Here is a 13,990-nt window from a genome sequence, read left to right as displayed (position 1 = left end):
CATAGCGTTGCTTCACGCTGTTGACGTCGTTGATTATGCCAAGATTTCGGTCGATGGTTTCGACCTGTCTGATGGAGTAGAATGTCAGGCCGATCATCAAAATGAGCAAAAAGCCGAAGCCCGTTGTCAAGCGAGCCGTGACGCCGAATGTTTTAAAATATCCCATGGTGTTCCCCCAACCAAGATGTTGAATGGCCGAGCTTCCGTTCGGCACACGATCAAACAAGCAGGTCACTTGCTGTGCATTCCCTGGTGGCGCACCGAATATCGCTGCGGCCTTGCCGCCCGTCGTCATCCGCTCGTAGCTAGAGCCTACCCAATCAGATCTATATGCATCAACGTAGTTTATTTTTGGTAAATTTCTTGATGATCTTAATTATATCTGGATGCAACTATAGCATTTCATGCTATGAAATAAGGTTTAATTAGATATTTATAATGAAAATCCAATTATGTATTTAAAGTTTAGCTGGAATATGTCGAGTAAATGGATTGAAATCATCTGCTGGATTGAGGTCGACGTTCGCATAATGAAATAATGCCTGAGGTAATTGTTCAGCAATTTGTCAATGAGCCCGCCTGGCTCAATGCCACTCCGTGATTAGAATCAAGAGTGTACGGTTCCTCAACGAGTGGCCAACGGCGCTATAGCTGGAGGCAGATCGAGAGGAATGCGGAAGCGGCACTGGATACGAAATTCGACGCAGCGGAGATTGCGGAGGCTTTGCAGCACGGCGCCGACTTCTGCAAACGTCTTGTTTCGAGGCTATCCACAGATACGCGATCAGCTTTGGAGGTTTGACGGTTCGATTCCTTTCACATCATTACAGATCCGATTTGGTTGACTGTGGGTCGTCGTCTTTGAAAAGTGGCGTTGCAGCCAAGCGCGGAGTCAACCATGCGGTCAAGATTGTTCGTTTGTGTCGAGATTTCACCCAATTTTGCATTTCGTCGCGACTCTGCCTGGATATCGACATCGCAAATTCGTCAATGGGTTCTCAGTCACTTAATGGATCAGCCTCAAATGCAAATATGAGTCAAAGTGTTGTGAAATTGAACACGTCACCTCATTGCCTTGGATCGGCAAGTCCTGAAGACTTCGGTACGACCAACCGTGCCGACTTCTGCTCTGATGTCGGCAATCCGGGCATATGCCAGATGATGGTCCGCACGCAGACACAACCCAATCGCCTTTGTCGCTGGATACGACGCTCTGCACCTTAATACCCGGACCGGGCGACCATTTCGATTTCGTTCGCATGCCAGCTCATACCAACGTCACCGCCAACGATTTGTTAACCACACAAAGTGAGGAAGACCCCGCTTAAATGCCAAACGACAATTCACCACTTTAGTGCCGTGACGCCCAGTTGGCCTAGTCGGCCCCGAGCTGATGAGGTGGAACGGCCCTTCTCAAACGGCATCAAATGCCTAACGTGGTCGCGTTGAAGCGACATAAAGAGGAAGGCAAAGGTAGCGACTCAGGCACAATGCAGATCAGGCGCGGGAAAGGCAATCCTTTCACCCCGGAAATCGACTGACGATAGCGCATAGTCGGAAGCCCTTGGATATCCAGGCAGCATGGGCACGCCAAGCGTGGCGGGTGGTGTGCCAGCAAAGCGCTTGGGATTAAACTGCCTGTGTGGCAGGTGCTATTGCCGCCGGATCTGTAATGCTCGCTCGGCCAGTCTCCATATGGCCTGCAATACGACGCAACCAGGCGGGGTTGTCTGTCACCGCGAATTTGAAATCGTACCAACACCCACTATGCGACAAGTTCCATTGCGCATCCACACTCTCTCGAGCGGGCACCGTTAAGGTTTGTGCCTCATGGCCGTATGCCATATCGACCGCCATGACGACCAAGGCCCCGCTTCCCGTATTAGAGATCGTGACATACATGTCGCCATTTGCCGCGTCATAGCGTGTTGTCAATTCCGGCATCGCAACCGAGTTTGCTGTAGCCGAACCCACAAAACGACGGAAGTATCCGTTCGGGCCCCAGACGCTCAGATGGTAGCAACTAGTTGCATCAAGCTCCCAAGTATCGCTCAACTGTTTGCCTGCTTCGACTGTGTAGCGCCGTGGAGTAGCGGTAGCGTCCGCTGTGTAGACATAGAAATGAGCGCCTTGTCTACCAGTGTTTGTGAAAGTCAGAGCATAGCCCTGTTCTTGAATTCGCCCGGTCACATGCAACTCGTACGGCAAAGCGCGAGCGGGTCGGGTTCCAGGTTCTTGACCGGTCATCACTTGCGGAGTGGCGCCATCAGGGGCGGTCTGCTCTGATGCGCGCAAACATTGCATATCCGCCTCCGAGACGTACATCTGAGTGCTGGGCAAGACCGGCACTCCCACATCAGGCATGGAAAAGTCTAACGCAGATGTGAGGTCTCCGCAGACGGCTCGCCGCCAGGAGGAAATATTTATTTCCGCAATCCCGAAACGCTGCTCGATGAACTGAAGCACGGAGGTATGGTCAAATACCTGCGAACATACGAAGCCGCCCTTGGACCATGGCGACACCACAAACATGGGTACACGCGGCCCCAGCCCGTAAGGGAGATTGTCAGCGGTATAAGCGTCCCTTTGCGTGGCGGCCACCACATTGTGGCCCTCAAACGATATATCGACCGTGCTTTTCCCAGAATTTGGAAGTGTGGGCGCTTGCGGCGGCACGACGTGGTCAAAAAAGCCATCGTTTTCGTCATACATGATAAAAAGAACGGTCTTGCTCCAGACCTCCGGGTTCGATGTCAATGCCTCAAGAATAGTCGAGAGGTAATGCGCCCCATAGAGCGGTGTGAACTTAGGGTGTTCAGAATATGCGGCCGGCGGTAGCAGCCAAGCCACTTGCGGTAATGTATTGGCCTGTACATCTGCTTTCAATTGGTCAAGCGTGCGTGCGCTCATTCCACGGCTATGTAATGAAGAACCGACCGGCGCATGTACGAAATTCTCGAAACACGCAAGCATGTTGGTGCCGTAGTTGCCCGTGAAATTGTCAGAGTCAACGCCCTGTTGATAGATTTGCCAAGAGATACCTGCCTTCTCAAGGCGCTCCGGATAGGTCGTCCAAGTGAATGGAGAGAGTTTAACGCTATCGAACGAATTGTCGATATAGTCAGTATTGTCCAGCAACGGACCGCCACCTATACCTGTGGGATCGACCATGCCAGTCATGAGATACATCCGGTTGGGGTGCGTATTTCCTGGAATGGAGCAGAAGTAATTGTCGCAAACGGTGAAGGCATCCGCAAGCGCATAGTGAAACGGAATGTCATCGCGTACGTGGTAACCCATCGTCATATTGGTTTTCTGCGCGGCCCACTGATCGGATCGACCATGATTGATTGCGCTATGCGTTGTTCCCCAAGTATGGGGTAACCCGCCAATGCATTGTGCATTGACATCTGGATTTGTCGTATCATAACGGAACGGAGTAATGACCTTGGTCGCATCTTCCTTGCGTGGCTGATACCAAATCGGCTTACCGTTAGGCAGAGTCACTGGAAACCGATCATTATATCCGCGTACCCCGCTCAGATGGCCAAGATAGTGGTCAAAAGAGCGATTTTCCTGCATGAAAACAACGATATGCTCAACGTCCCGAATGGTACCGGTCGCTGTATTCGGCTCGATAGCAAGCGCTTTGCGAATCGATTCAGGAACGAGGGTTGCGCTAGCCAGCCCGGCAGAGAATTTCAAAAAATCGCGTCGGGAATTTATAACCATTGTCTTAAGCTCGGAATCGACTTGGACGGTTGGAGAAACGACGTTAGTGGGCAGAGATCATAAACGCGGTGGCCATCGGATCTAACGGTGAGCGACATCGCCGCAAGTTCGTGCTTCATGTATTGTACTCCGCTAAATGATCCCGCAACGTAGAAAGGTTGGTGAGCTGACACTCGAGCGAAACTCCTACAGAGGATTTCTTTCTGGCGCTGTACGATCAGTGTTAGCCATTATTGATCCGGCGCAGTTATGTTTCGATGCAGTCTTGGTGCGGCAGCTCAGCCTCGCCTTAACTCCATTGGAGGTGTACGCTACCAGATTGACAAGAGTGAGAAAGACCCGCCGATCGGTCCCCAAACATTGCCGATCGCTGTTTGCAATGCCCCGATGTTGTTCGTAGCGGCACTTAACGGCATATCGGCTGTCGATTCTTCACCTTCTTGCGGCAAGATCTGGTCCGCCGGAATGGACCGAGATTGTTCACTGCGTTTGATCGTTCGGCATCATTTCGCCGCCGTTATGAGCGCCTGTGTGTAGGTGTGAATAAGCCGCGCGTGATCAACGGCAACACAAACAGATTGCGAAGGTAGACCGTCCCACGCGCTTGCGCCAAAAACCTGATCGTCCGGCTTTTGGATTGTCTGACCAATCGCGATACCCTCAGTCAATACGCGAATGGGACCGGTTTGCGTTCGAAAAAGCGTGGGGTGGGTCAGCCATGCGGCCGCCGCGACATCATGCAGACAACAGCCATCTACCCCTTGGGACCGCCTGTAGACATCCTCATAGCCCCGCGAGATCTCCCAAAGGAATTTGCCGGCTTCGCCGCCCCTATCCGCTAATTCGGCAGCCTGTTTCGACGTGAGAACACATTGGCTCGTTACGTCAAGGCCGATAGCCGTGACCGGCCATACAGCGTTGAACACAAAGTCGGCGGCATGGGGATCGTTGAAGATGTTCGCTTCCGCGACGGGCGAGACGTTGCCACGCTTGCCCGCCCAGCCAAAAGCTCCACCCATGATGACAACTTCCTTGACCTGATGCGCTATCTCCGGCTCCCGGACAAGCGCCAATGCGAGATTGGTCAACGGCGCCAGCGCCAGGATCGTGACCTTTCCTGGATTCGCGCGTATGAGCTCGATCATTCGCTCCGAAGCTTCGCCTGGGGCCGCCTCGCCTGTGAAGTCGCCGACGGCGTCGATGCCTCCCAGACCATCGTCACCATGGACATGACGCGGTGACGGGTGGCGAGCGATGCTCAACGGCATTGCCGCCCCACGATAAACCGGCGCGTCGATGCCAAAACGCTGGCTCAGATAGAGCGCGTTACGCGTCGTGACGTCGATTTCGGCATTGCCGAAGATTGATGTGATCGCCAACAAACGGATATTGGGTTGTCCACCCAAAAAGAGCAGCGCCATCGCATCGTCGATCCCGGGATCGGTGTCGAGGATGACAAGCCTTTCATCGTTCATCCTGCCCTCCAAGACATCTTCAACCGTATACTGCGCGACAGACACTCTCGCATTTGTCGAGATCGAGCCAGCCGTCCGTGCGTATCCCGGACTCCATGTCGATCCAGTACATGTCGCCTCGTTCGGCGGAGATGGCATTCAACACGTCCTTGACATTGCCCGGATTGATGCCACCCGAGTAGCCGCAAAACGGTCCAGAGCGCGGCAACCTCGGCCAGGCTCGCGGTGTGATGCCTGTCCCGAATGAAACATCAAAAAGCCAGTCGAGCCTACTTTCGATCGGGAATTCATCCTTGCACTGAAGCATCGTGCGAACACCATGCCTGCGACCGTACCGCCATGTATTCTCGATTTGCTCTGACGAGCTGCCTGAAAAGCTGTGATTGACCTGAACACGCTGATAGCCAGCCAGATTGACGGTTGCCGTATCGGGCTCGTTGGCTATTCTGCGCGCCTCGTCGCCGCAGACATGGGCAGCCAATCGCAAACCGCCAGCGGCGAGAAAGGCACGGCGCACCGAAATCTCCGGGAACAGCGGCTTGCTGATCTGCGCATCGTCGACGAGCACTCCCCATTCGATCGGATATCGGGCTGACAGCGCGCGCAGTCCGTCGACATAATCTGAGCGGTCCACACCTGTGAACGCCACGAACGCGGGAAGCTGCATGATCGAAGACTCCTGTTTGACGCCAGTTCAATTGCCTTATTGGTACGCACCAGTCAAGGCATCTTGAGGATTTTTATCGCAATATCTGCCAGAATTCGGCATATTTTCCGCAATTCAGAATGACGCTTGACATTATGGTCCGTACCAGTAATTGTTTATCAGTAGGCTGAAAAGAGATAGCTTGCCAATCAGCAGGGGAAGATCCTAGCGGAAGTCATGAGTGGCACCGCTTTGGAAATTGTTCAAAACGAACGCTGCCGTTCGTACATTTGAAGACGGCTTGACTTGCGTGACCTATTGTAAGGAAAGGATCACGAAACCGCGGAGACAGCTGAGCATGAAGGGTGAAGAAGCCGGAGAAAACGGGCAGTCGCTTTATCGGCGCCTCGCGACGGTCTTGCAAGGCGAAATCGAACTCGGCGATCGCAGTGCTAATGACGCGCTGCCATCTGAACGGGAATTGGCGGCACATTACGGAATGAGCCGCGATACGGTGCGCAAGGCTGTCAGATTGCTCGAAGAACAGGGTATTCTTTATAGCGAACACGGTCGCGGTACATTCGTTGCGCCTTCCTCGGTACGTGAAATGTCGCGCTTTCTGGACAGTTTTTCCAGTGACACCAGGAAACGGGGCGGTGAGGCCGGACAAATCATCCTGCTCGTGGAACAGGTTCCAGCCAGCCTTGCCGTGGCAGGCGTCTTGAAGATTGAACCGCGTCGCATCGTTACGCGGGTAAAGCGCATCCGAACGATCGACGGCAATCGGATCGGCATTCACGATTCCCATCTCGTCTTGCCGGGGGCGATTACCAAAGATGATTTGAACCTTACCGGCTCGCTTTACGCGCTGCTCGATCGGCGGTTCGACCTGCACGCCGCTGAGGGGCTGGAAAGTGTCGGCTCCATCGCGGCCAATACGGATGACGCCGCTCTGTTGCATGTCTCGGAGGGCTCGCCGCTATTGCTGTGCGAACGCATTACCTTGTCCGAGCGACGTCAGCCGTTCGAGTATTGTGAAATGAAATACGTGTCCTCCTATCGGTATACGACACGCGTCAATAGGTCTGGCAACACGACAAAATAAAACAACCCCAGAGGAGCATAACATGCAGATGATAGTTTGGAGCGGCGCCCTTCGGCGCGCGCTGGGCATAGCTTTGTCCCTTGGTCTGCTTACCGTGAATATCGGGTCAGCGGTCGGACAGGACTTGAATAGGGCTCCCACCAAGATCGTGTTCTTCGTTAACGGTACGCTCGGCGATAAGTCCTTTTTCGATTCCGGCGAGCGCGGTATCGAGCGTGTGAAATCGGAACTCTCCGTCCCGACCGCCACGATCGAAGCCGGCTATGATCCAACCCGCTGGGAGAATGCGCTCATCGATCTCGCCGAAGGTGGCGAATACGATACGATCGTAACCGGCACATTCACTATGGTGCCGCTTGTTGAAAAAATCGCGCCGCAGTTCCCCGATACCCGCTTCATCATCTTCGATGGTGCGGTCGACTACACGAAGTGCAAATGCGAGAATGTCTACTCGATCCTTTTTCGCCAGAATGAAGGCGCTTATCTTGCCGGCGCCTTGGCAGCGCGTCTAACGCAATCAGGTGTCCCGAACATTCCGGCTGGAAGCGCGCTCGGCACGGTTGGAGCCATGCAGATCCCTGTGATCGACGACTTCCTCATCGGCTTCGACGCGGGAGCCAAGTCCGTGTCGCCGGACATCAAGGTGCTCAAGCAATATGCGAATTCGTTCTCCGATCCGGCGACGGGCAAGGAGATCGCCAAGGCACAATTCGGACAAGGAGCTAGCATCATCTTCCAGGTGGCCGGAGCCACCGGACAAGGCGTTATCGAGGCGGCGGGAGAGACCGGCAAGTATGCAATCGGTGTCGATTCCGACCAGGCAATGTTGTTCGAGAAGTCACGGCCGGACGCTGCAAAGCGGATCGTCACCTCAGTGCTGAAACAGGTCGACAACGTCGTCGTGCGCGCGGTTTCGCTGATGAAGGACGGTAAACTGCCCTTCGGCAAGGCAGAATCTCTTGGTCTCAAGGAGGGCGCGATTGATCTCGCAGACAACAAGTTCACGCAGGCCATCGTACCTTCGACTGTTTGGGCTGAGATAGAAAAGACGAAGGCTGAGATCGTGGACGGCAAGATCATCGTGCCGACAGCTTTCTAAGGCGGATGTTCCAGGAAAAGTGAAGTGACCATGGACGCACCAATATCCGCCACGGCGCCAGCGATTGAACTGCGAGGCGTCACCAAGCGTTACGACAACGGCACGTTGGCCAACGAGGAGGTATCGCTACGCATCGAGCGTGGAGAAGTCCACGCCATCTGCGGCGAAAACGGCGCCGGTAAGTCGACGATCATGAAAATGATCTATGGCCTCACGCGTCCGACCTCCGGCCGTATCCTGATCGAAGGGCGGACGGTGGATTTCTCTCATCCGCGCGAGGCAATCGCGGCCGGCATCGGCATGGTCGCCCAGCACATCAACCTGGTGCCTTCGTTCACAATCGCCGAGAATATTGTGCTTGGTCGTGAGCCGGTCGGACGAGCAGGCGTGCTGGACCGGGTTAGCGCCGAGTCGCAGGTCAGGAAGCTGGCCCTATTATATGGGCTCGACGTCGATCCGAACGCTCTGGCCGGCGACGTATCGGTCGGCATGCAGCAGCGCGTGGAAATCTTGAAAACCCTCTATCGCGGTGCGCGTATCGTGTTGATGGACGAGCCGACCGCAGTGTTGACACCGCAGGAGACCGACGACCTCTTCGCCGCGATGCACAGGCTTGTCCGCGCTGGCGTAACCGTCGTGCTCATCACGCATAAGCTGGCGGAGGTGAAGGCGATATCCGATCGGCTGACCGTGCTGCGCGACGGCCGCGTGACCGGCCATGCCATGACAGCTGAGATCGGCCATGAGGCAATCGCCGAAATGATGGTTGGTCGGCCGTTGGCTCGGCAAGTCTTTGAACGCGTCGACTGCCGGGACGATACACCAAGGGTGAAGGTGCGGCATCTCGGCTATGTGAGCCCCCAGGGTAGCGTGCGCCTGTCCGACATCAATTTCGACGTGGCCGCGGGCGAAATCCTTGGCGTTGCAGGCGTCGAGGGAAATGGGCAGAATTCGTTGGCTCGGGTATTGAGCGGCGTTGTCGCGCCACATGCGGGAACAGCCAGGCTTGACGAGGTTTCCTTCATCAGCCGCGGGGTTCGGACCGCGCGTTCGGCTGGGGTGGCGACCGTGCCAGAGGATCGCCTTTCCGATGGCGTCGCGATCCATCTCGACATCGAACACAACATCATCGCGACCAACTATTTCGAACGAGCCTTCTCGGTGCTGGGCTGGCTGAAAGCCGATGCGATCGAGGCCCGGGCAAAACACCTCATCGAGCAGTTCGGTATAAAGACGGCTTCCAGCAAGACTGCGGTCGGAGCGTTATCCGGCGGAAACATGCAGAAGGTCGTCATGTCACGCGAGATCGCAGGCGATCCGAAATTTCTGGTGGCGGCGCAGCCGACACGTGGCGTCGACGTCGGAGCGGCTGGCTCCTTGCGCGCTGAACTGGTCGCTCTTCGTGATCGCGGAGCCGCAGTCTTGCTGATCTCCGCCGATCTGGAAGAAGTACTCGGCCTTTCCGACCGCATCATGGTGCTGTTCAAGGGAGAGATCGTCGCGCACTTCCAAGCCGACAGCGCCGACCAGCGTGAAATCGGCCTCTACATGACCGGGTTGAGACGTCAGCCACAAGCGAGCGCCACGCTTGGCGCCGCTTTCGCGAAAGATATTGAGGGAACGGCGGCATGAGCGATCCAGCAAACAGCTCCCAAAACAGCTCCCAAAACAGCTCCAGGTCTTGGCCGGCGCAGTTGTCACGGCTGGTTTTCGTGCTCGCCGCCGCTCTCGGCTGCGGATTCGTTCTTACTACGATGGTGAGTGCCGAGCCGGTTAAAGCTTACGGCGCCCTGCTAACTGGAGCTTGGCCTGACTTCAGCTGGAGCGAGGCCGGCGGGTTCACGGTGCGTCGCATGACGCGGCTTGGCTCCTTGATCGAAGACGCAACCACTTTGACCTTAGTTGGCCTTGCCGTCGCCATCCCCTTCCGCGCACGACAGTTTTCCATGGGCGCTGATGGACAGCTTTTCCTCGGCGCTCTGGCTGCCGCAGCCGTTAGTCTGCATGTGAGCGGCCCATCCATTCTCGTCATCCCCGCGGCCTGCCTTGCTGCGATGACCGTCGCCTTCCTGTTCGGCCTTTTTCCCGGGATTCTAAAAGCTCGTTTCGACGCCAATGAAATCGTGACGACGCTAATGCTCAACGTCATCGCGGTTCAGCTATACCGTCTTGCCATTACCGATTGGATGCGTGACCCGAAGGGCGGCTTCATCACAACTCCGCCACTGCCCGACGCAGCCACGCTGACAAGCTTGCTTGTCCGCACGAATGTAAGCTGGATGGCGGTGGTGGCAATATTTGCCTCGATCTGTGCCTGGCTCCTGATCAAGCGAACGACCATCGGCTACGAAATCACGGTGGTCGGCGAAAATCCGAAGTTCGCGGCACAAGTGGGAATCCCGGTAGCGAAGGCGACCGCGCTTTCGATGGCAATCGGTGGCGCCTTTGCCGGACTTGCGGGGTTCCATATCTCCAACGGGCTGCTGAAGGCCTTGCCGGTGGACTTGACGCCGGGCCTCGGTTTCGATGGGATTGTCGTCGCATTGCTTGCCCGCAACAATCCGCTGGCAATCCCCTTGGTGGCGATCCTCTATGCCTATCTTCGCATCGGCGCGCAGGTGATGGAGCGGAGTTCAGACGTCACCCGAGAGATGGTTCTCATCATCCAGGCCTTCATCATCCTTTTCGTCGTAGCGGAGCGGTTTGGGCCAACGTTCATCGCGAATTGGCTCGGAAAGCGAGCCATGAAGGAGCGCGCGGCATGAGTATCGAGCTGATCGGTTGGGGCACGCTTTTCGGAACGCTGATCGCCGCCATCCTGCGCGCTTCGACACCGATTATCCTGCCCGCTCTGGGTGGATTGGTGTCCGATCTTGCCGGCAGCGTCAATGTCGCGCTCGAAGGCATCATGCTGATCGCCGCCTTCTTCGGTGTCGTCGCATCGGCCTACTCAGCAATCTGGCTTCCGACAGTACCCACATGGATCCACCCCTGGGTAGGGCTTGTCGCGGGCTTGTCCGCCGGCGTTCTCGTCGCCGGCCTTCTCGCCATGTTTCACCTCGAGCTTGGCGCCGATCTCATCGTCGCGGGTATCGGCATCAACATCCTCGCCGCGGGGCTGACGGTTTTTCTCTTGGTCTCGATTACCGGCGACAAGGGTTCCACCGCGACGTTAACCAGCTTCGCGCTGCCTTCCCTGCATATTCCCTTCGTCGATCGCATCCCCGTGCTTGACACGATTCTCAACGGCGACGGCTCAGCAGGCCACAACATCATTGTCTATGTTTCGCTGTTGGCGGCGCCAGCGCTGGCTTGGCTGCTCTACCGCACCCGATTTGGCCTCCGATTGCGTGCCGTCGGTGAGAACAGGGACGCGGCGTTGGCCGCGGGCATTTCCGTCAAGCGCATGCAATATGCCGCAGTGCTGCTCAGTGGTCTATTGGCTAGCCTCGGGGGCATCTTTCTTGGAATGGGCTATCTGACGCTATTTCAAGCCGACATGACGGGTGGTCGCGGCTTCCTGGCGCTGGCGGCGGTGTTTCTTGGTGGCCGGCGTCCGCTCGGTACACTCGTCGCCGCACTTGTCTTTGGCGCTTCCACGGTGTTTGCCGCGCGGCTCGGCGCGTATGAAATTCCGAGCCAGGTGGTCTTCATGATACCTCCCGCGCTCACGATCATCGCGCTCGTGTTCTTCAACATCCGACGAAAGCGCAAGATCGACCGGCGCATTTCGCATGTCACAGCGACGCTTCCGCAAGCCGGAAAAGCAAAACGAGGAGTCGCACAATCATGACCACCACGGAGTATATCGACAGGATTTTCGGGTCATTGTTGCTCGCCGGAATAGGCGACGCACTGGGCGCTCCCACCGAGCTATGGAGCATCGACGAGATAATGAGCCGTTTCGGCGGGATGGTCAGTCGCTTCGAGGAGCCCACTGCCGATACGTTCGCCGGCGCCAACAACGGTCGGCGTGGTGAAGTGACTGACGACGCCAGCCAAATGTACTATCTCGCGCGCCACGTTTCAAAGGTCGGCGGTCCGCTCGACCAGGACGGCTGGGTCGCCTGCCTTCTGGATTGGGCCAGCACCTCTCCCAAGGCAAGTTTCATGGGGCCTTCGACCCTCGCGCTGGTCAACGCGCTTCGCGGCGGCCAGAACTTTGACACGGTCGGCGTGGTCGGAAACTCCTCGCGAAAACTGACGACGATGGGCAACACCAACGGGGCGGCCATGCGTGTCGCTCCCTTGGGACTCATCCATCCAGGCAACATCGAGGCGGCCTGCGACGCGGCCGTGGTCACTTGCCTGCCCTCCCATGATACCGACGTCGCTATCTCTTCCGCATGTGCCGTCGCATCTGGTTGCGCGGTCGCGGTGACCGGCGCCGACGTTTCAGAGATTGTACGGGCTTGTCGCGATGGAGCCATGCGCGGCGCGCAACTTGCCGTGCTGCATGCGCGGGTGCCCCCCGGCCCGCGCCTATTGAAGCGGCTGGACATGGCACTTGAAATTGCCGCCGGCGCGACCGATGATCGACAATTCCTATACGACCTCGATGCCGCCATCGGCGCATCGGTTCTGGCTTCCGAGTCGGTGCCGACCGCCATTGCGATATTTGCCTATGCCGGCGGTGATCCGTTGCGGACCGTAGCACTCGCAGCCACGGTTGGAAACGACACGGATACGGTAGCAACGATGAGTGGCGCCCTGGCCGGCGCGATGCACGGCAGGCAAGGTTTGCCACCCGGCCTTTATGAGGAGTTCATGGCGGTGAATAATGGCGAATTTGGATTCGAGGAGCTGGCTGTCGGCCTTGGACGCATTGCCGCTCGGAATGCCGCTCATGCGTGAAACTTCCATTCTTTCTCCGGGAAGCATCAACCGCCGATACGACCTGCTGGCCTACGGCGATCCCAACGTCGATTACGTGTTCGAGACCGCGCGCGTGCCGTTGGCCGACGAAAAAGTGCTTGGCCGTAATCTCGGTATCTTCGCGGGTGGTACTGTCGCCAATGTCGCCTGCGCGGCAAGTCGGCTGGGAGCGCGTGTTGTCAGTTATGGCCGTGTGGGGAATGACATCGACGGCCAGCTGTTGTTGAGGGACAATGAATCGTTCGGCGTCGCGAACGACTATCTCACAATAGCGGCCCATCGGACGGCGGCGGCAATGATCATGGTCGAAGCGTCAGGCGAGAAAGCCCTGGTCTATGCGCCGATGCCGTCCGATCCGCTCGCGGAAGATAGGCTTGGGCAGGCTCTCGCTGAGAGCAGGATCGCTTATGCGATGCCCTATGATATCGACGAATTTCGGCGCGTTTCGGCTTTGGCGCGAAAATATGGGACTGATGTCGCAATCGACATCGAGGCAGCGGTAGCTCCAACGGTCGAGCGGTTGGATGCCCTGCTCACATGCTCCGACATCGTATTCATGAACGAAGGTGGGTTTCGTGCGACCTGTGAACGACCGATTACGCCAGAGAACATTCGCCCGCTGCTTGAAAGAGGACCCCGCATCGTGGTCGTCACCATGGGAGCCAAGGGGGCAATCGCTGTTGGGCGTGATTGTGTCGCCAGTCAAGACGCTTTTATTGCCCAGGTTGTTGACGCAACGGGTGCGGGCGATTGCTTCAACGGAGCATTCCTTGCAGCAGCCCTGGCAGACCGCCCCACCGCTGATTGTCTGAGTTTTGCAAGCGCGGCCGCGAGCCTAGCAGTATCCGCCATGGGCGCCCGAAGCGCGCTTCCCGACGTTGGCGAAGTGTCACGGCTTCTCGACACGGCAAGGAATTGCAGACATTGAATGCTTCGAAAGCCCCAACGCTAAACGAAAATTTCGATCCATGACGAGGTTCCTACAGCAGCGAGCACGAATCCAGATCACTTAATCCCGGGGCTCGGACGGCGCCGCAAAGCAGGGGTTTCAGAACCTC

General features: G+C 56.8%; 10 protein-coding genes and 2 pseudogenes. 7 read left to right on the top strand and 5 right to left on the bottom strand.

Translation table 11 applies throughout. The features are described 5' to 3' along the window. The 5 genes and pseudogenes from GA0061100_RS35305 to GA0061100_RS31995 form a co-directional block, all read right to left on the bottom strand. Positions 1–295: pseudogene (locus GA0061100_RS35305) on the bottom strand (hypothetical protein); the annotation flags it as partial. A 756-nt stretch (positions 296–1,051) separates the two neighbouring features. Continuing rightward, positions 1,052–1,261: pseudogene (locus GA0061100_RS35300) on the bottom strand (ISL3 family transposase); the annotation flags it as partial. Between the two features lie 368 nt (positions 1,262–1,629). Continuing rightward, complete coding sequence (locus tag GA0061100_RS32005; protein ID WP_075856891.1) at positions 1,630–3,732, bottom strand: phosphocholine-specific phospholipase C; 2,103 nt, start codon at positions 3,730–3,732, stop codon at positions 1,630–1,632. Between the two features lie 503 nt (positions 3,733–4,235). Continuing rightward, complete coding sequence (locus tag GA0061100_RS32000; protein WP_075856890.1) at positions 4,236–5,207, bottom strand: nucleoside hydrolase; 972 nt, start codon at positions 5,205–5,207, stop codon at positions 4,236–4,238. A gap of 19 nt (positions 5,208–5,226) precedes the next feature. After that, positions 5,227–5,874, bottom strand: a complete 648-nt coding sequence (locus GA0061100_RS31995) for a beta/alpha barrel domain-containing protein (protein WP_075856889.1) — start codon at positions 5,872–5,874, stop codon at positions 5,227–5,229. A 337-nt stretch (positions 5,875–6,211) separates the two neighbouring features. Between GA0061100_RS31995 and GA0061100_RS31990 the strand changes: the two genes are divergently transcribed. From GA0061100_RS31990 to GA0061100_RS31960, 7 genes are read left to right on the top strand one after another with little or no spacing between them, the layout of a single operon-like run. Then, entirely contained in the window at positions 6,212–6,958 is a 747-nt protein-coding gene (locus GA0061100_RS31990) for a GntR family transcriptional regulator (RefSeq protein ID WP_075856888.1), read from the top strand. A 22-nt stretch (positions 6,959–6,980) separates the two neighbouring features. Further along, a complete protein-coding gene (locus tag GA0061100_RS31985; RefSeq protein WP_075856887.1) occupies positions 6,981–8,057 on the top strand; it encodes a BMP family lipoprotein in 1,077 nt (358 codons plus the stop codon). Positions 8,058–8,087: 30 nt separating this feature from the next. After that, positions 8,088–9,689: an ABC transporter ATP-binding protein gene (locus tag GA0061100_RS31980; protein WP_075856886.1), complete on the top strand. Its 1,602-nt coding sequence runs from the start codon at positions 8,088–8,090 to the stop codon at positions 9,687–9,689. Continuing rightward, on the top strand, positions 9,686–10,822 hold the full coding sequence (locus tag GA0061100_RS31975; protein WP_075856885.1) for an ABC transporter permease: 1,137 nt from the start codon (positions 9,686–9,688) through the stop codon (positions 10,820–10,822). Before GA0061100_RS31980 ends, GA0061100_RS31975 begins: the two co-directional genes overlap by 4 nt. Continuing rightward, a complete protein-coding gene (locus GA0061100_RS31970; RefSeq protein WP_075856884.1) occupies positions 10,819–11,850 on the top strand; it encodes an ABC transporter permease in 1,032 nt (343 codons plus the stop codon). The genes GA0061100_RS31975 and GA0061100_RS31970 overlap by 4 nt, the downstream gene beginning before the upstream one ends. Further along, positions 11,847–12,911, top strand: coding sequence for an ADP-ribosylglycohydrolase family protein (locus GA0061100_RS31965; protein ID WP_075856883.1), 1,065 nt, complete (start codon positions 11,847–11,849; stop codon positions 12,909–12,911). Before GA0061100_RS31970 ends, GA0061100_RS31965 begins: the two co-directional genes overlap by 4 nt. Next, the gene (locus GA0061100_RS31960) at positions 12,904–13,860 is read left to right on the top strand and encodes a carbohydrate kinase family protein (protein WP_159444827.1); all 957 of its coding nucleotides are present in this window, start codon (positions 12,904–12,906) and stop codon (positions 13,858–13,860) included. Before GA0061100_RS31965 ends, GA0061100_RS31960 begins: the two co-directional genes overlap by 8 nt. Positions 13,861–13,990: the final 130 nt, after the last annotated feature.

This window comes from Martinezella hainanensis (genome assembly GCF_900094555.1).
GTDB lineage: Bacteria > Pseudomonadota > Alphaproteobacteria > Rhizobiales > Rhizobiaceae > Rhizobium > Rhizobium hainanense.
Note: the sequence above shows the minus strand (reverse complement) of the source record. Positions and strands in the feature narration are given on the sequence as shown.

Coding starts and splice junctions, on each gene's coding strand:
- GA0061100_RS32000 (WP_075856890.1), bottom strand. CDS start 5,207: ATGAACGATGAAAGGCTTGTCATCCTCGACACCGATCCCGGGATCGAC.
- GA0061100_RS31985 (WP_075856887.1), top strand. CDS start 6,981: ATGCAGATGATAGTTTGGAGCGGCGCCCTTCGGCGCGCGCTGGGCATA.
- GA0061100_RS31970 (WP_075856884.1), top strand. CDS start 10,819: ATGAGTATCGAGCTGATCGGTTGGGGCACGCTTTTCGGAACGCTGATC.
- GA0061100_RS31995 (WP_075856889.1), bottom strand. CDS start 5,874: ATGCAGCTTCCCGCGTTCGTGGCGTTCACAGGTGTGGACCGCTCAGAT.
- GA0061100_RS31965 (WP_075856883.1), top strand. CDS start 11,847: ATGACCACCACGGAGTATATCGACAGGATTTTCGGGTCATTGTTGCTC.
- GA0061100_RS32005 (WP_075856891.1), bottom strand. CDS start 3,732: ATGGTTATAAATTCCCGACGCGATTTTTTGAAATTCTCTGCCGGGCTG.
- GA0061100_RS31960 (WP_159444827.1), top strand. CDS start 12,904: ATGCGTGAAACTTCCATTCTTTCTCCGGGAAGCATCAACCGCCGATAC.
- GA0061100_RS31980 (WP_075856886.1), top strand. CDS start 8,088: ATGGACGCACCAATATCCGCCACGGCGCCAGCGATTGAACTGCGAGGC.
- GA0061100_RS31990 (WP_075856888.1), top strand. CDS start 6,212: ATGAAGGGTGAAGAAGCCGGAGAAAACGGGCAGTCGCTTTATCGGCGC.
- GA0061100_RS31975 (WP_075856885.1), top strand. CDS start 9,686: ATGAGCGATCCAGCAAACAGCTCCCAAAACAGCTCCCAAAACAGCTCC.